Below are 17,877 nucleotides of genomic sequence, written 5' to 3'. Positions count from 1 at the left end.
TAACCTAAAAATTATTAGTATCTTTAAGGCGTAAAATGTAAAAATTTTACGCTTTTTTTTGGAATATATTTTTCATAAAAAACTAATATCACACTGAGCACAGTAGCAGTGCTTTATTGAAAAAACATTAATTAAAAGAATTAAAATTCATATGGATTACGGAAAAGAATTTGAAAAATTTGCAATAAAAGACCAAGGTATTAATAGCAATTACTACTCTAAGATTATCGAGAGCATGTACCCTTCTAACATGACGCCTAATATTATTGAAGAACGTCAGATGAACATCGCTGTTTTTGATGTATTCTCGCGTTTAATGATGGATCGTATTATATTTTTAGGCACAGGTGTTAACGACCAAGTAGCCAATATAATCCAAGCACAGTTACTATTTTTACAAAGTACTGATGCCTCAAAGGATATTCAAATTTATATCAATTCACCAGGAGGTTCTGTATATGCAGGCTTAGGTATTTATGACACAATGCAATTTGTAAAACCAGATGTAGCAACTATATGTACAGGAATTGCGGCTTCAATGGCAGCGGTATTATTATGTGCTGGAGAAAAAGGAAAACGTTCTGCATTAAAGCATTCTCGTGTAATGATTCACCAAGTAAGTAGCGGAACTCAAGGTCAATTAAGCGATATGCAAATTGCTTTAAAAGAAACCATTAGAGTTAAAGAAGAATTATATGCCGTAATTGCTAAACATTCTGGAAAATCTATTGAACAAGTGGAAAAAGATTCTGATAGAGATTACTGGATGCGCTCTCAAGAAGCTTTAGACTACGGAATGATTGATGAAATTTTAGAACGAAAGTAATTATAACTACTTTCGACTAATTAATTAAACGTAAAATTTAAGATTCTTGCTTTAGCAAGAATTAAAAACATTGAAGATGGCAAAGGAAGAATTAGAATGTTCATTTTGTGGTAGGAAAAAGCCAGAAACCAGCTTACTTATTGCAGGTTTAGATGCACACATCTGTGATCGTTGTATTGAGCAAGCACATGGTATTGTAATAGAAGAATCCAAACAAACTGGTAATTCTGAATTAAGTGCAGAATTAATGCTAAGAAAGCCTAAAGAAATTAAGGGCTTTTTAGATGAATATATTATTGGACAAGAAAACACCAAACGTGTAATGTCTGTTGCAGTTTATAATCACTATAAACGTTTATTACAAGCACCAACAGAAGATGATATTGAAATACAAAAAAGTAATATCATAATGGTTGGGCAAACAGGTACAGGAAAAACATTAATGGCAAAGACTATTGCTAAAATGCTAAATGTACCTCTTGCAATTGTTGATGCAACAGTGTTAACAGAAGCTGGTTATGTAGGTGAAGATGTGGAGAGCATTTTAACACGTTTATTACAAGCTGCAGATTACAATCTTGAAAAAGCACAACGCGGCATCGTTTTTATTGACGAAATTGATAAGATTGCTCGTAAAAGCGATAATCCATCAATTACTAGAGATGTATCTGGAGAAGGCGTACAACAAGCTTTATTAAAACTTTTAGAAGGTACTGTAGTTAATGTACCTCCAAAAGGAGGTCGTAAGCATCCAGATCAAAAATTTATTGAAGTAGATACCGAAAACATTTTATTTATTGCTGGTGGAGCATTCGATGGTATTGAACGTGTTATTACCAAACGTTTAAACATGCAAGCTATTGGTTATAGTTCTATAAATAAAGAAAGTGTTGATAAGGATAACATTTTACAATATATTATACCTAAGGATTTAAAAGATTTTGGATTAATTCCTGAAATAATTGGTCGTTTACCTGTATTAACTTACATGGATCCTTTAGATGCTAAAACCTTAAGAGCAATCTTAACAGAACCTAAAAATGCCATTATTAAACAATACAAAAAACTGTTTGAAATGGATGATGTTAATTTTACCATTACAGATGGCGCTTTAGATTATATTGTAGGAAAAGCTATTGAATACAAACTCGGAGCTCGTGGTTTAAGATCGCTTTGCGAAGAAATCTTAACTGAAGCGATGTTTGAATTGCCTGGTTCTGGTGAAACAAAATTAAACATAACTAAGGCTTATGCTGAGGATAGATTAAACAAATCAACATTAAAGAAGTTGAAGGCCGTATCTTAAGTTAGTATTACTTTTAAAATAAAAAACCACAATTTCTAATATTGAAATTGTGGTTTTTTTAGTTCGGGATTGATTAATATAATATTGCTAGCAATATATGTTAAGGGATTGTAAAAGTTAATAGCACATTAATTTTTAGCTAAGATATAAGCCACACTCAAAGTAAGGCGTGTTCGCTTTAATTATTAGGTAAAACACAAGTAATTTTCGTTATACCGTTTTTTTGTGTTTTTTTTCAGGATAAACCGTTGTTGTGCTTATTTTATGGGCACCAAAGCCAATTTATTGGGTATTGAGATGTAATAATTCTTCTAAATAAACTCTATTATTAGATAATCGAGGGACTTTATGTTGGCCACCAAGTTTATCATTTTCTTTTAACCAATCATAAAACAAATTGGGTCTTGCACTATGAATGGTTGGTTTATTTAACGTCATGTTATTAAAACGCTTAGCCTCATAATCAGAGTTTAAAGCTTTTAAAGCATTGTCAAATAACTCTTCAAAATAAGACATGTTTTTAGGCGGAGTTTTAAACTCAATAATCCACTCATGTGCACCTTTTTCTTTACCTTCCATAAAAATTGGTGCAGCAGTATAATCTACTATTTCTGCTGATGTACGTTTGCATACACTTTTAAAAGCTTCTTCGGCATTCTCTATAATTAATTCTTCACCAAAAGCATTGATATGATGTTTAGTTCTGCCTGTCACTTTAATTCTATGCGGACTCAGACTTACAAATCGAATCGTATCTCCAATTTTGTATCTCCACAATCCTGCATTAGTTGTAATAACCACAGCATAATTAGTATTTAATTGTACATCACTCAACGGAATCACGATTTGTGCTTCGGTACCATAGGCGTCCATTGGAATAAACTCATAAAAAATACCATAATCTAGCATCAACAATAAATCACTAGAACTGTTTTGATCTTGAATAGCAAAAAAGCCTTCAGAGGCATTATATATTTCGTAATATCTAAATTTATTAGAAGGTAAAATAGCCTTGTACTGTTCTACATAAGGATTAAAATTTACTCCACCATGAAAGTAAACTTCTAGATTAGGCCAAATATCAAAAAGACTGTCCTTTCCTGTTTTATCTAGTACATTATTAAGTAAAACTAGCATCCAAGATGGTACACCTGCAAGACTTGTTACATTTTCCTCTATAGTTTCTTCAACTATAGCCTGCATCTTAGTCTCCCATTCGCTCATTAGCGACACTCTATTACTAGGTGTACTGCTAAATTCTGCCCAAAACGGCATATTATCTATAAGAATAGCACTTAAATCTCCAAATACAGTGCCGTTCTCTTTGTATAATTCTTTACTACCACCTAATCTTAAGCTTTTACCTGTAAACAACTGTGCATCTTCATTATTATTTAAATACATACATAATAAATCTTTGCTTGCTGCATAATGGCAATCTTCTAAAGATTCGAGACTTACAGGAATAAATTTACTTTTTGCGTTAGTCGTTCCGCTAGACTTAGCAAACCATTTTATAGGTCTAGGCCAGAAAATATTTTGTTCGCCATTACGCGAACGTTCTATTAAAGGTTGAAACTCTTCGTAATTTACAATTGGTATACGTTCGTTAAATTCTCTATACGTTTTTATAGAATCAAAGTCATATTTTCTACCAATTTCTGTGTCTTTTGCTACTTTTAACAAGCTAAAAAGCAATTCATTCTGTACTTCGTTTGGGTATTTTAAAAACAGTTCAATTTGATGGAATCGTTTTTTCAAAAACCATGAAGCTATAGAATTTACAATAGGAATTGGCATAGATTGGCTATCTTTACGAGATAAATGAATGCTAAAAATACTAAAATTCTTTCATGGTTTACACAGGAGTCCTCACAAAAATGCAAACTGAATTTTTAGAGCCAATTCAATACTATTTGGTCTTTAAACATGATTTTATTCACGTGAATCAATTATTAAACAAAACCATTGACATAAAACTTGTTGGACATCAATGTTTAAGCTGTGGATTAGACAGGCCTATTTACCGCCAAGGCTTTTGTAAAACTTGCTTTTTTGACAAACCACTTGCAGGAGATTGGATAATGCGACCAGAATTAAGTACAGCACATTTAGACAAAGAAGATAGAGATTTAGACTACGAGAAAAAAGTGCAATTGCAACCACATATTGTATATTTAGCCAATTCTAGTAACGTAAAAGTTGGAGTAACTAGAAAAAGTCAAGTACCAACACGTTGGATTGACCAAGGCGCTCATGAAGCTGTTGAAATTGTAGAAGTACCCAACCGCTATTTAGCAGGCATTACTGAAGTTGCTTTAAAAGATCATGTTGCTGATAAGACCAATTGGCGAACTATGCTAAAAAATGATATTAAAGATGAAGATTTGTTAGCATGGAGACAAAAATTAAAACCATACATTCCTGAAGAAGCACAACCCTATTTTATTGAAAACAATTCTGAAACACACATACATTTTCCTGTAGAACAATACCCTTTAAAACCTAAAAGCCTTAATCTAAGTAAAACTCCAAATTATTCTGGAAAATTAGTTGGTATTAAAGGACAATATTTCATTTTTGAAGATAATACGGTTTTTAATGTAAGAGCTAACGAAGGGTCGGTTGTAGAATTAACGGTTTAAAAACACTGTCAGTTTGAGCCCAATCGAAAATCTTAAAAACCTGATTATATTTTGATTCATGAGCTTCCTTTTTCCAAAGGGATTGGTTACTTAAAATAAGACAACAAGTCAGACTTCTTTGAAGCTGATACCATAATCTCTTTACCATTACTTAAGACCACACTTCCGCCTTTGCCTTTTACATATTTCACTATTTCATTGACGTTGACTAAGTAACTTTTGTGGACTCTAGCAAAATTGGAGTCTTTTAAACTTTCTTCAATATACTTTAAAGTTTTACTCACAAGTTTCTTCTTGTTATTGTTTAGATATATTTCGGTGTAGTTATCATCAGCTTTACAATACATAATGTCTGCTGTTTCTATAACTTCGAAGCCATCTTGTTGTGGAATGGTAATTTTACCACTCACAACATTCGTTTTTGGCACTAAAACTTGATCTTGCAATGCATCTTCCTTTGTTCTAATTTCTGTTACATAATCTACAGCCTTTATCAACTCATCAATAGAAATGGGTTTCATTAAATAATAAGACGCATGTGCATTTAACGCATCAATGGCATAATGGTTATAAGCGGTTACAAATATGGTTTCAAAATTAACATCTCCAACTTTATCTAATAAATCAAAGGCATTACCATAAGGCATTTCTACATCTAAGAACACTACGTCTAAATCATTATTTCTAATTAACACTAAGGCTTCTTCAACATTAGCAGCTTCACCTAGGATTGAAATATTAGGACAATACTTCGTCAAATAATTCCTTAGAATTAATCTGCTATTTTCTTCGTCTTCTACTATTATGGCGTTTAATTTCATATTCATTTCCTGCGAAAGCAGTAATCTTTTTAATTATACTTCTATTAAATAATGCACTTTGACTGTATTCAATGTGACATTTTAATCCTTTTTTAAGGTTACGACTACTTTTGTTCCTGCATCTTCCAATTCTTGAAAATCAGCAATCGTTACATCTACTTTATCTTTATACATTTCATTTAAAATGGCAACACGTTTTTTAATGTTAGTCATTCCTTTAGAATTTTGCTTTTTCTGATGGTCTGTTTTCAAAGTTTTAGAACGCTCCCTTCCAATTCCATCATCTGAAATAGTGATGGTTATTTCGTCTTTAGATTTTGGCTGAATATGAATATGCAAATGCCCTTTATCTTTTTTATAGCGCAAACCATGCCATACCGCATTTTCGATGTACGGTTGTAATAGCATTGGTGGAATCTGGAATTCTTCAACATCTATGGTTTCATCGACATCTATAGCATAATCAAATTTATCTTGAAACCTAAAATGCTCTAACTTGGTGTATAAATTCAATAATTCTATTTCTTTTTTCAATGGAATAAAATCCTCTTCACTATTCTCCAAAACCGCACGCATTAATTGTGAGAAATCTGACAAATATTTATTAGCAGTACGTTCATCATTTGTTGCTATAAAGGTATTCACAGAGTTTAACGCATTAAAAATAAAATGCGGATTCATTTGACTTCGTAACGATTTTAAGGCCAACAAATTATTTGCTAAGCGTTGTTGCTTTATATATTTAAACATTAAAAAACCTGTAATTAAAAGTAATACCAAACCACCTATTAACGAATAAATAATGAGTTGTTGACTCTTGTTTCGTTCTTGCGTTAACTCGTAAGTACTCTTAGATAAGGCGCGATCACTTTCTAAAGATGTTATTCTATTTTGTTGTTCAGCAATATTTCGGCTAAAACGCGCTGCTTGGGAAATTTTCTGAATTTTTTTAGCGTATAATTCATCTACAACATCTTTATACTCGTCATTATAAGCTATCGTTTTTTCAGTATTTCCTAATCTAGCATTAACTTCAGATAGCTTACGAGTTGCATCTAATTTTACATCTAAATCGCCTTTTTCGCCAGCCTCTTCCCTACTTTTTTCTAAATATGGTATAGCTTTAGTTAAATCATTACTTAACAAATACGCATTACCAATTTTATAATTTTGCTTTTGAGAAGTAATAGGGCTTTCATTACTTATAACTGAATCATTTTCAATGTCTTTTATCCCTTCTATAGCCAATTTCCTTAATACAATTTCACTTTCGTAATCTGCATTATCACTATTAAATTCGGCCACTTTCACTTGCTCTTCAACAGCCCTTTTTTTATTCTCTTTTTCTGCTAATTTTAAAGAATTACTAAAGTAACTTTTTGCCTTATTCGTCTGTCCTTGAATACTATAAACCTGTGCTATTTTAGAATTTAAGTCGGTAACTTTTGGTGCTATTAGGTGTTTGTTAGCCACCTCTAATCCATCTTCGTAAGCCGTAATAGCTTTAGTATAATCCTTAATTTTTACATAAGCATCACCAACACCTTCAAACCAAACTACCCTATCATAATTAGGTAACGATTTTTGATCCATCGTTTTATATGTAGAAAGACTTGTTGTAAAATCATCATTATCAAGATAAGACTTTGCTAATTTTAACTGAGCAGAAGATGTCTTTGCATTTTGAAGACTAATTTTATACGCAGAAATTGCCAAATCAAACTGTTTCCAATGTCTATATATATCTCCTAACAACTCATACGCTTCTGCACTTTGTTCTGTATTAATATCTACATTTAAGGCATTACCAATAAACTTAATACTCTTTTCTGCATCTTTTTTGAGATAGGCATCTGCAGAATCAATCATTTGATTAAAGCGTTTAAAATCCCCTTTAAGCTTAGAACGTAAGCCAGACTGTTTAGAATCTATAACTTCAATCGTAATACGTTCGTTGGACTTTATGGTATAATATATGGTTTCAAAATCTTTATGGCTAATAATTAACTCATCACCAATCTTGGCCATTACATTAAATGTTCCATCAAAATTAGTTCTTGTGTATTTCCCGCCATTCACTAATATCTCAACGTCACGATAAGGTGTATGTGAACTTTTTTCATAGACTGAGCCTCTAATGGAAAACACAGCCTCATTAGTTCTTTTGCTTGTTTCATTTTGCTGTCCAAAGGATAAAAATCCTACTAGGCAAAACAATAATAGAAAACAATATGTTCTAGATATTTTCACTTACACAATTTATTTGTTGGACTAAACTTACATACTTTATTTGGTTTCAAAAAATGGACCGTTTAGAAGTGAGACCTTTTTTACTAATAAAAAGCCTAGGCTACTAAATAGGTCGTCGGTTTTACTCAGCCAAAAGCCCTCTTTACGCATTCTTGTTTTTTAGCACTGTTTTTTAGACAGAGCTTTACCCATAAATCAAAAAACAATATTAAACATGAAAACAATCAATTTAGGATTAGTGCTTTTGCTCATAAGTAGCATTACTATTTCTGCACAACACAGAGGGAATTATAATGAAATTACAAGCGACATTTCGAGACAAAATATTTTAAGCTCTGGAAATGCCAAAATCTACAATCCAGCGGTTCAGCAACAAATAAACCAAACACTTTACCCAAGCAATGTATTAACAGTAGATGTAAAAGCATTACAAAATGCTAGTGCCACAACATATACTGCCATTTTTAACCTCTCTCAAATGGGACCTTCTGCAGAAAAGACAAACCAATTAATGAAAGAACGTATAGACAGTATTAAATATCGTTTAAATGCTAAAGGCATTACTCAAAAAAATATAGCTATTGATGTCATTTCGTTCATTCCTATTTACGAAGTCGAAGTCACAAAAAAATTATTCAGTAAAACATATACCGAAGTTCCTAAAGGCTTTGAATTACAACAAAATATTCACATTCAATTTACAAAAACCAATCAATTTGAATCTATTTTAGAAGCCTGTGCGCAAAGCGAAGTTTATAATTTAGTTAAGGTTGATTATTACATTGACAACATTCAGGAGGTTTATAAAAACCTTCAAGATGAATTATTAAAACTTATCGATGAGAAAAAAAATTATTATCAAGCTTTAGGCTTTGACATGGCGACTTATGATGTAGCAATTGCAGATGATAAATATTGTTATTTCCCAAAAGATTTCTACCAAAGCTACCAAGCTTACAATAGCGTTTCTGTTGAAGCTTTAGATAAAAATAAAGGTATTACAACAGCAAAAAAACAAACCTCATACTATTACCAGCCCTTGACTTACGAAAATTACGATGTGGTTATTAATCCTTCTATTTTAGAACCTGTTGTTCAAATAGGTATGAATATAAAACTTGTTTTTACCCCTAAACCTAAAGAGAAAAAAGAAACCCCTAAGGTAGAAACAAAAATAGACCATAAGTATTATGTAATTTCTCCAAACGGCACTATTGATGTTAAAGAACTAAACACTAAAAAATAAAACATATGAAAACTCCATTTAAAACTTTAATCCTTGCTGTGAGCTTAGTATCACTTTTGGCTTGCAATGCAAATTCAAAAAATAGAACTCAAGATTTAGCAATCTCTGAAATAGTAATTAAAACAACTTCAAAAAATAAAAACCCAGAAATTAAAGTCGCTTTATTATTAGACACCAGCAATAGTATGGATGGTTTAATAGACCAAGCCAAAGCACAACTTTGGAAGATTGTAAATGAATTATCCTATGCTAAGTGTGAAGATAAAAGTCCTAATCTTAAAATCGCACTTTACGAATACGGCAACGATAACCTTAACGTAGAAGAAGGTTATTTAAGACAAGTTATTGCTTTTAGTGATGATTTGGATGAAATTTCAAAATCATTATTTTCATTAACTACAAATGGAGGTAATGAGTACTGCGGAAAAGTAATTGAAACTGCGCTCAATCAATTAGAATGGGGAAGTAGTAATAATGATCTAAAGCTTATTTTCATTGCAGGAAACGAGCCGTATTCACAAGGAAATGTAAGTTATAAAGAGGCATCAAAGCTCGCACACAATAATGATGTAACCGTCAATACTATTTTCTGTGGCGATTATAACCAAGGGATTTCAACCAAATGGAAAGATGGAGCCGATTTAACACATGGAAATTATATGGCAATTAATCATAATGAAGCAACTATTCATATTGCTTCACCTTACGATGACGAAATTTTAGAACTCAATGAAAAATTAAATCAAACCTATATTGCTTATGGAAGTGCTGGTAGAGCCAAAATGGAAATGCAAGCAGAACAAGATTCAAATGCAAGAAGCTATAATAAAGCAAATGCAGTGAGCAGAACCGTTAGTAAAAGTTCTCGTCTGTACAAAAACAGCTCTTGGGATTTGGTAGATGCCGAAAAAGAAAAAGATTTTTCTTATGAAGCGCTAGATAACAAACAACTACCAAAAGAATTACAAGGGAAATCTGAATCTGAAATTAAGTCCTTTATTGAAAAGAAATCTAAAGAGCGTAACAAACTTCAAGATCAAATTGTTGCATTAAATATAAAACGTCGGAATTTTGTTACACAACAAAGTAATGATGCTACAAACAATTTAGAAACGGCTATGATAAAAGCATTAAAAACTCAAGCCGAAAAGAAAAATTATAAATGGGAATAATAAGTAAAAAGAAAAAGGCTCAATTTACATTGAGCCTTTTTTATATATAAAAAATATACTATTAATTTACCGCAGGACAGTTACATTCATATTTCTCTCTTCTACAATTAAAATTGAAACCAAGAGTTAATTGATGAAAACCACCTGTATTAAAGTTTACAGTATTTGCTTGATAAGAATACGTATAAGCAAACACAAAATTGTTATAATCAATTCCTAAAAATGGAGTAATGTACTGTAGCTTTTGGTTACTAACACCAGATCCATCTTGAAATTCTGCACCATCTAAACTTCTTCTATAAGATAAACCACCCCAAACTTTACCAAAATCCATTTCTTTATAAACTTTAGCATTGATATCAATAGATGATTCTTTTGTCGCATCTCTATACATATACATTAAAGAAGGCTCATAACTCCACTCACTACCAAACTTACTGAAAGTATAACCTGAAGAAAGTAAATAAGTTCTTAGATTTTTAAATTCGAAACCACTTATACGATTCCAGTTAATACCTTCATTATCTAAAATATTTTTAGCTGTAAAATGGGCATAAAAATCTATAAAATGATAAGAAAAACCGAAGTCAATATTAAAGTTAGTATCACTTTGTACTATATATCCAACAGCATCATCTAAAGGCTCACCTGGAACTAACCAACTTGTTTCATCTAATTTATACTGAAGAAATCCAGCACTTAAACCAAATGACAACATATTTAAGTCAATCTCATTTCTTGAAAACATTAAATGATAAGCAAATGTTGCATAACCACCAACTGTTGAGTGGTAACCATTTGCGTCATTAAAAAGAATTCCTCCAATCGCAACAGGAGAATCACCTAATCTTCCATTCATACTTAATGTTTGAACACTTGGTGCATCATCAACACCAAACCATTGTTGCCTTGCTGTTAGCCTTATTTTGGCACAATTAGCAACACCAGCCATAGAGGGGTGAATTAAATAATAATTATCCGTTAAATAATCCGAATAAATAGGAATTCCCTCTTGGGCAAAACTAAAATTTGCCAAAAAAGCTATAAATGCTACTAAACAATACTTTTTTAATTTCATAATTTTTTATCGTTTCAAGGTAAAATGGGCTTTATATTCTTTACGTTCATTAGTTATTGGTTCGTTGTATTCTACTGTAAACCAGTAGTCACTCGTTGGCATAGCATTACCATTAAACGTTCCGTTCCAACCGTTTCCATCTGGACTCAATTGTTTTAATAATTTTCCGTAACGGTCAAATATATAAATTTTTGCACTACTTCCAATACCTTCGATGTTCCAAGTTTCATTTTTACCATCTCCATTAGGTGTAAAATACAATGGATAGTCAATAACAAACTTTGGTTCTGTTGTTAAACCACAACCATTTTTGTCTCTTGCCGTAATATGATGTTGGCCTGCAGATACATTAGTGAAAAGCCCCTCATCTTGCCATGCTCCTCCATCTAAACTGTATTCATAATCTCCACTTCCACTTGCCGTAGCTTGTAAAACATGATTTTCTGCAAATGCTTGTGTTAGTAAATCGATAACCAGTGCTGGTGGCTCACTTACTATAACCTCTGTACTTAATTCACTCTCACAAAACGTACTGTCATTAATTACCTTTACACTATAAGTTCCTCCTTGGGTTGGCATTATACTTGGTCCTGTTTCCCCTACGATTGCCGTACCATTATAACTCCACTCAAAACTATATGCTGTGGCTGATAAGCCTGTATCTAAGACTAATGGATCTAAGACTTCTGACCCATTGGTATTTAAACATAAGGTATAACTCTGATTAAAACCAAACTCTGGTAATGGATTAACTTGTAAAGTCACCTCGGCTATAGCATAACATATAGAAGTGTCATCTCCTGCTACATCTGGTGTGTCATTATCTACTCTTGCATAAATAACTTGTGGATTAACGACATTTTCATACAACGTTGGTAATGGATTCACCTTATTATTAGCATCCTCTTCTGTCGCGTAATACGTTACAATATAATTTAAAGGATCTTGACCATCTAAGACCTCTGCATCTTGAAATGTCAAATCAAACTGTCTACTATCGTTTGTCGTATCCCCATCCGTTTCCATATTATCATCACACGCTTCAAAAAGAATTGCTTCCATATCTGGATTGGCCTGTGCCGCTTCTTGCACTTCAATATTAAAACTTTGTGTACTGATTGAACAACCTGTAATAGTATTAGTAATGGTTACAAAGATTTGTTGTGGGTTACTAAGGTTAGGATATAGACTTACAATACCATTCATTCCTAATTCTGCATCTAATAGACTTTCATGATAGCTCACTGTAAATTGTGTGGCATCTTGTCCGTTTAAGATTTCTGCATCTTTAGTTGTTAAATCAAAGTTATCAAATCCGTCTGTATTCAATTCACATTGTATAAAGTCTGTTACAGCAACTACTGATGGTAATGGATGCACTACAATCGTAAAGTCTACTAAGGCATAACAACCGGTAGCATCCTTAGTCATCCTTACATAGATCTCTTGTTCTGGTGTACTTGTATTAGTATACTGTGTTGGATCTGGAATTGGGTTGGTTCCTGAATCGGCATCTTCTGCAGTCTCATGGTACGTTATACTTACTCCTGCTTCTCCGTTACGTATTAGTGTTTCGTTTTCTGTTAAATCAAACACTTCTAAGCCGTCTCCTGTATTAACATCATCACACAACTCTAAGTTTGGTAATAAATCGCTCGCTGTTGGCGTTGGGTTTGGTAATACTCTTATGGTTAAAGTCACAAAATCTACACAACCTGTATCCGTATCGGTTACTACAGCATAAAGCGTCTGTGGATTGGCTGCTAATCCATTTATTGCCGTATTGGTGTATTGTGTTGGGTCTGGAATAACATTTTCCTGAGCTTGTGCATCTGCTGCCGTTTCGTAATACGCAACTGACCAGCTCGCATTACCGCCTGTGATTTCTGCATCTTTTAAGGTAAGGTCAAATTCCGTGATCTCATCACCTGGTACTTCTCCTAAATCATCACAGGCATTTAACTGTGTTGGCTGTATAGCCTCTGGTGGTAATGCTACATTCAATTCAAACATTCCTGTATCGAAACATTCTGTAATTGGATCATATAAGCGTACATAAATAACTTGTGGATTACCATTATTGGTATAGTTACCAACATTGATAATTGGGTTACTACCGTCTTCTGCATTTGCTGCACTTACATGATACGTTAACACTACTGCAGTTGGGTCTTGACCGTTAAGAATTTCGGCATCCTTTGTTGTAAGATCAAACTGGGCTAAACCATCGTTATCGCTATCGCATATGATATAAGGTGCTATATCTATTGGCACTTCTGGTGCTGGATGTACAATAAGCTCTAGTGTGTTTTCTGTGAGACTATAACAACCTGTTATAGTGTTCTCTGAACGCACATAAATGATTTGATTGTTTGCAACGATGTTTGTGTATAATCCCGTAATTGGATTATCCCCCATTTCCGCATCGGTCTGAGTTTCGTGATAAGTAATTACAACATCCGATTCTCCGTTAGTGATTTCTACGGTACGAATCTCTAAATCAAACTCAGCAAATCCATCATTGTCTTCGTCACAAACCTCTATTGGGTCTGGTGATGCTTCTGGTGATGGTATTGGGTTAACTCTTAGGGTTACGGTTACCGTATTGTAACAACCCGTAATATCGTTTTGAGCTCTTACAAAAATCGTTTGAGCATTACTTAGATTCGTATAAGGACTTACGATTGGGTTGGTTCCATTAGCTGCATCTAATTGCGTTTCGTAATACGTTAAGGTTATACCTGTTTGACCATTTAAAATCTCGGCATTGGCTTCTTCTAAGATAAAAGCTTCTTGCTCATCTCCTGGGTTGTTTACATCACACAACTCTAAAGGTGCTGGTGTTACTAAAACAGGTAATGCATTAACAATTAATTCTAAGGCTATTAATTTGTAACAGCCTTCTACTGTAGTATTATCTTCTACACGTACCCAAATGATTTGATTAAAATCGTCTGTATTGGTATAAGCTAAAGGATTAGCTATAGGATTCAATCCGGTGGATGCATTTGCTTCACTTTCATAATAGCTTACAATATACTGCGTTGGATCTTGACCGTTTAATATTTCGTTTGCCTTAGTGGTTAAATCGAAGGTCGCAAATCCATCTGCTGAGATATCATCACAAACCTCTAATGGCGTTGGCGCTACTAGTTGTGGTGTTGGCTCTACAATTAAATCTAACTCCACAATCGTTGCACAGTCTGTAGCTATTGTTGCACTTTCTACTCTTACATAAAGTGTCTGAGCATCTTGTACAATGTTATTATAATTCACTGTAGTATCTATGGCATCTACACCATTATCTGCATTGGTCTCTGTTTCATGGTAAGTTACGGTTAATCCTGGTGCTCCACCTGTGATTTCATTGTTAACACTTGTAAGGTTAAACAATCCAAAACCATCATTATCAGGATCACAGTAGCGTAATGCTTGCGGTGTAAATGCTATTGGTGCTTGCTCTACTATTAACTCTAAGGTCGTTGTATCATAACAGCCTGTGTTTGTATCTTCTACACGTACAAAAATGATTTGACCATTACTCGTATTAGTATATAAGGTAGGCAATGGATTGGTCTCTGAATCTGCGTCTAATTGTGTTAAATAATAGCTTACAGAATAGATAGGATTATTACCTGTAATCTCTGTATTCTTGAGACTTAAATCGATCTCTGTTAAACCATCTGGAATACCATCATCACAAACTTCTAAAGCGCTTGGCACTATTAAGGCTGGTAATGGGTTTACTACTAAGTCAAAAGTAAGCGTTGATGTACAATTGGTTATTGTGTTTGTTAAGACAGCAACTAGCGTTTGCGGATTACTTGTATTGGTATACAATCCTGTAATAGGATTCACCCCTAATTCGGCATCAGCTTCGTTTTCGTAATATGCCAATGAAACATTTACTTGACCATCTAAAATCTCTGCATCTTTTGTAGATAAATCAAAAGCTTCTTCTTCATTCCCTGGATTATCGTAATCACACAGTTCATATGGCGTTACAGCTATTGTTGTTGGTAATGGATTAACAATTAACTGTAGAGTTGTGGTGTCGTAACAACCTGAAGTACCATTCTCTATACGAACATAAATCTCTTGTGCTCCTGCTGTTGTATTGGTATAATTGGTTGGTAATGGACTATCCCCTAATTCTGCATTTGTTGGAGTAGCATAGTAACTAACCATCATGCCGGTTTGTGAACCAACAACTTCGGCATCTTTGACACTCAAATCAAATTCAACGAAACCATCCGCATTATCATCACAAACTTCTAAAGGTGTTGTGATATTGGCGATTGGATTTTCCATAACCTCTAGCTGAAGTGTATTTACATTATAACAGTTGGTCGTACTATTTTCTAAACGTACAAATACTGTCTGACTAGTCATGGTCGTATTTATATAACCGTCAAATATCTCTGCGGTAGAAGGCTCTGCTTCTGCGCCTGCTAAAGTTTCATGAAAAGAAACAACTATACCTGTCTGACCATTTAATAGCTCTGATACTTTTGTACTTAATGGAAAGCCTACAAAACCGTCGGTATCATCATCACAAACCTGTAGCGCTGAGACAGGAACTAGTGTTGGTAAAGCGTTGATGATTAAATCAAAACTTGTAGTACTGTAACAATCTGGATATATTGGATTTTCTACACGTACATAAATCGTCTCTTGATTTGGTGTCGTATTGGTGTAACTTGATGGCAAAGCATCTACATTAGCATCTGCTGCTGCTTGTGTACTATGAAATGTTACGGTATAAATTGTCGGGTCTTGAGAACCTAATATAGAGGCTTCTTGACTACTTAAATCAAATGTAGCAAAACCGTCATTGCTAGGGTCGTCACAGACAACCATATCTTCTGGTGTTGTTGCTATTGCTCTTGTATTTACAACTAAATTAAAAACTGCTGTAGCTGAAGCATTATAACAATCTGAATCCCCTGAGTTTTCTACCCTTACAAAAATAGGCTGAGAATTTTCAGTGTTCGTGTAAGACATTGGTAAAGCGTCTTCACCTAAATCTGCAGCTTCAAAACTTAAATGGTAACTGACATTGAAATCATCAGATGGTTGAGATCCTAATATAACTGCTGTTTGAANTTAAATCGATCTCTGTTAAACCATCTGGAATACCATCATCACAAACTTCTAAAGCGCTTGGCGCTATTAAGGTTGGTAATGGGTTTACTACTAAGTCAAAAGTTGTTGTTGTAAAACAACTTGTATTTAAATCATTTTCTGCACGAACATATATTGTCTGATTGTTACTATCATTTGTATATAAACTTGTTATAGCATCATCATTATTTTCGGCATCTAATTGAGACAAGTGATACGTAACCGTTATACCTGTTGCTCCATTAAGTATAATGGCAGTTTGATTTTCAAGATTAAATTGTGCTAAACCATCATTACTGACATCATCGCAAGTTTCAAGATTGTCTGGAATTGTGATCGTTGGATTATCAAACACTTCTAAGTTTAATGGCGCAATACTATAACAGTCAGTAGCATCCGAATCAACTCGAACATAAATAGTTTGGTTATAGGCCTCTGTATTTTCAAATGTAGTTGGATTTGTAATTGCAGGTGTTCCTGCTTCAGCATCAGTTTCAAGAATATAATAAGAGAATTGCACTGCTTCTGTGTTTCCTGCAATCACTTCAGATTCGGTTTGGGTTAAATCGAAAGTTCCAACACCTATATTATTAGCATCACATGATGACAAGTCTGATGGCATATTTGCTATAGGAGCATCAACAACCTGAAGAGAAAGTACGGTTTGCCTAACACAACCTAAATCGGTTTCAATACGTACATATATAATTTGATAGGCCGATGTACTACTGTAAGGCGATGTTAATGCGTCTGCTGGATCGCCATTTATAGATAAAGCTTGTGTTTCAAAATACGTTATTGTTGTATTAGGATCTGGCGCATCTAAAATAATTTCACTTGCTGCATCTAAATTAAAATCTGCAGAATTAGAATTTACACCATCACTACATTCAACTAAAATTCCTCCAATTGTAGTATCGGGAAACGGATTAACCAAAATAGTTTCCGTCGTATTTAAATTAAGTACACAGTTAGGTAATAAAGCACTCGTTACAGAAATAATTTCAATATCAGTATCTGACGTTAAAGCAGGAAGTGAAAGGGTGAAACTACCTGTGGCATCTAAATTTAAAGTTTGGGACGCACCACTACCAATGGAGTATGTAATTGTTGCATTAGCATCACCAGAAAATTGTAATTCTCCAGCTTCTCCTTCGCAGACGGGTGAATTACTAATTATGGTTGGAGCCATGTTAGTAATAACTGTAACTGAAGCGGAATCTGTTAATGCCTGTGAACAAACCACTGTATTGGTCGCACTCAAAATCTGAGCATCTTCCAAATTAACTTCTGTATTTAACATTGGAGATTGAACAAGTGTCGCTATACCTGTAGCATCTAATAAAACCTCTTCCGTTGTTCCTCCGTTTATATTATAATGAATCACAGCATCTGGAGTTCCCGTGATT

The 17,877-nt window shown here is 33.7% G+C and carries 10 protein-coding genes; 5 read left to right on the top strand and 5 right to left on the bottom strand.

What is annotated here, in order from left to right; translation table 11 throughout:
- Nucleotides 1–151 precede the first annotated feature (151 nt).
- Nucleotides 152–826, top strand: a complete 675-nt coding sequence (locus ABD730_RS01145) for a ClpP family protease (RefSeq protein WP_215928340.1) — start codon at nucleotides 152–154, stop codon at nucleotides 824–826.
- Between the two features lie 76 nt (nucleotides 827–902).
- A complete protein-coding gene (gene clpX / locus ABD730_RS01140) occupies nucleotides 903–2,132 on the top strand; it encodes an ATP-dependent Clp protease ATP-binding subunit ClpX (protein ID WP_215928333.1) in 1,230 nt (409 codons plus the stop codon).
- A gap of 282 nt (nucleotides 2,133–2,414) precedes the next feature.
- Here the strand turns inward: clpX and ABD730_RS01135 are convergent, their stop codons facing one another.
- Nucleotides 2,415–3,932 carry a GH3 auxin-responsive promoter family protein gene (locus tag ABD730_RS01135; protein WP_334467900.1) on the bottom strand — a complete coding sequence of 506 codons (1,518 nt, stop codon included), beginning with the start codon at nucleotides 3,930–3,932 and terminating at the stop codon, nucleotides 2,415–2,417.
- 53 nt (nucleotides 3,933–3,985) lie between these two features.
- On the opposite strand from ABD730_RS01135, the gene ABD730_RS01130 reads away from it, so the two are divergent.
- Nucleotides 3,986–4,777, top strand: a complete 792-nt coding sequence (locus ABD730_RS01130) for a DUF2797 domain-containing protein (protein WP_215928329.1) — start codon at nucleotides 3,986–3,988, stop codon at nucleotides 4,775–4,777.
- An 86-nt stretch (nucleotides 4,778–4,863) separates the two neighbouring features.
- On the opposite strand, the gene ABD730_RS01125 is transcribed toward ABD730_RS01130, so the two are convergent.
- Both ABD730_RS01125 and ABD730_RS01120 read right to left on the bottom strand, forming a co-directional pair.
- Nucleotides 4,864–5,598 carry a LytR/AlgR family response regulator transcription factor gene (locus tag ABD730_RS01125; protein WP_334467903.1) on the bottom strand — a complete coding sequence of 245 codons (735 nt, stop codon included), beginning with the start codon at nucleotides 5,596–5,598 and terminating at the stop codon, nucleotides 4,864–4,866.
- A gap of 81 nt (nucleotides 5,599–5,679) precedes the next feature.
- A complete protein-coding gene (locus ABD730_RS01120; protein ID WP_344711975.1) occupies nucleotides 5,680–7,848 on the bottom strand; it encodes a tetratricopeptide repeat-containing sensor histidine kinase in 2,169 nt (722 codons plus the stop codon).
- A gap of 214 nt (nucleotides 7,849–8,062) precedes the next feature.
- Between ABD730_RS01120 and ABD730_RS01115 the strand changes: the two genes are divergently transcribed.
- Together ABD730_RS01115 and ABD730_RS01110 are read left to right on the top strand one after the other, a co-directional pair.
- A complete protein-coding gene (locus ABD730_RS01115) occupies nucleotides 8,063–9,094 on the top strand; it encodes an SIMPL domain-containing protein (protein WP_344711973.1) in 1,032 nt (343 codons plus the stop codon).
- 5 nt (nucleotides 9,095–9,099) lie between these two features.
- The gene (locus ABD730_RS01110; RefSeq protein WP_344711971.1) at nucleotides 9,100–10,266 is read left to right on the top strand and encodes a VWA domain-containing protein; all 1,167 of its coding nucleotides are present in this window, start codon (nucleotides 9,100–9,102) and stop codon (nucleotides 10,264–10,266) included.
- 61 nt (nucleotides 10,267–10,327) lie between these two features.
- Here the strand turns inward: ABD730_RS01110 and ABD730_RS01105 are convergent, their stop codons facing one another.
- On the bottom strand, nucleotides 10,328–11,344 hold the full coding sequence (locus tag ABD730_RS01105; protein WP_215928322.1) for a PorP/SprF family type IX secretion system membrane protein: 1,017 nt from the start codon (nucleotides 11,342–11,344) through the stop codon (nucleotides 10,328–10,330).
- Between the two features lie 6 nt (nucleotides 11,345–11,350).
- Nucleotides 11,351–16,348: a T9SS type B sorting domain-containing protein gene (locus tag ABD730_RS01100; protein WP_344711968.1), complete on the bottom strand. Its 4,998-nt coding sequence runs from the start codon at nucleotides 16,346–16,348 to the stop codon at nucleotides 11,351–11,353.
- Nucleotides 16,349–17,877: the final 1,529 nt, after the last annotated feature.

It is taken from the genome of Winogradskyella damuponensis (assembly GCF_039538385.1).
Taxonomy (GTDB): domain Bacteria; phylum Bacteroidota; class Bacteroidia; order Flavobacteriales; family Flavobacteriaceae; genus Winogradskyella; species Winogradskyella damuponensis.
This window is presented reverse-complemented; position numbering and strand designations above follow the sequence as displayed.

What these genes read in the sequence shown, in the direction of transcription:
- ABD730_RS01135 (WP_334467900.1), bottom strand. Translation starts at nt 3,932, where the DNA reads ATGCCAATTCCTATTGTAAATTCTATAGCTTCATGGTTTTTGAAAAAA.
- ABD730_RS01110 (WP_344711971.1), top strand. Translation starts at nt 9,100, where the DNA reads ATGAAAACTCCATTTAAAACTTTAATCCTTGCTGTGAGCTTAGTATCA.
- ABD730_RS01115 (WP_344711973.1), top strand. Translation starts at nt 8,063, where the DNA reads ATGAAAACAATCAATTTAGGATTAGTGCTTTTGCTCATAAGTAGCATT.
- ABD730_RS01145 (WP_215928340.1), top strand. Translation starts at nt 152, where the DNA reads ATGGATTACGGAAAAGAATTTGAAAAATTTGCAATAAAAGACCAAGGT.
- clpX (WP_215928333.1), top strand. Translation starts at nt 903, where the DNA reads ATGGCAAAGGAAGAATTAGAATGTTCATTTTGTGGTAGGAAAAAGCCA.
- ABD730_RS01100 (WP_344711968.1), bottom strand. Translation starts at nt 16,348, where the DNA reads ATGTCTTACACGAACACTGAAAATTCTCAGCCTATTTTTGTAAGGGTA.
- ABD730_RS01125 (WP_334467903.1), bottom strand. Translation starts at nt 5,598, where the DNA reads ATGAAATTAAACGCCATAATAGTAGAAGACGAAGAAAATAGCAGATTA.
- ABD730_RS01130 (WP_215928329.1), top strand. Translation starts at nt 3,986, where the DNA reads ATGGTTTACACAGGAGTCCTCACAAAAATGCAAACTGAATTTTTAGAG.
- ABD730_RS01105 (WP_215928322.1), bottom strand. Translation starts at nt 11,344, where the DNA reads ATGAAATTAAAAAAGTATTGTTTAGTAGCATTTATAGCTTTTTTGGCA.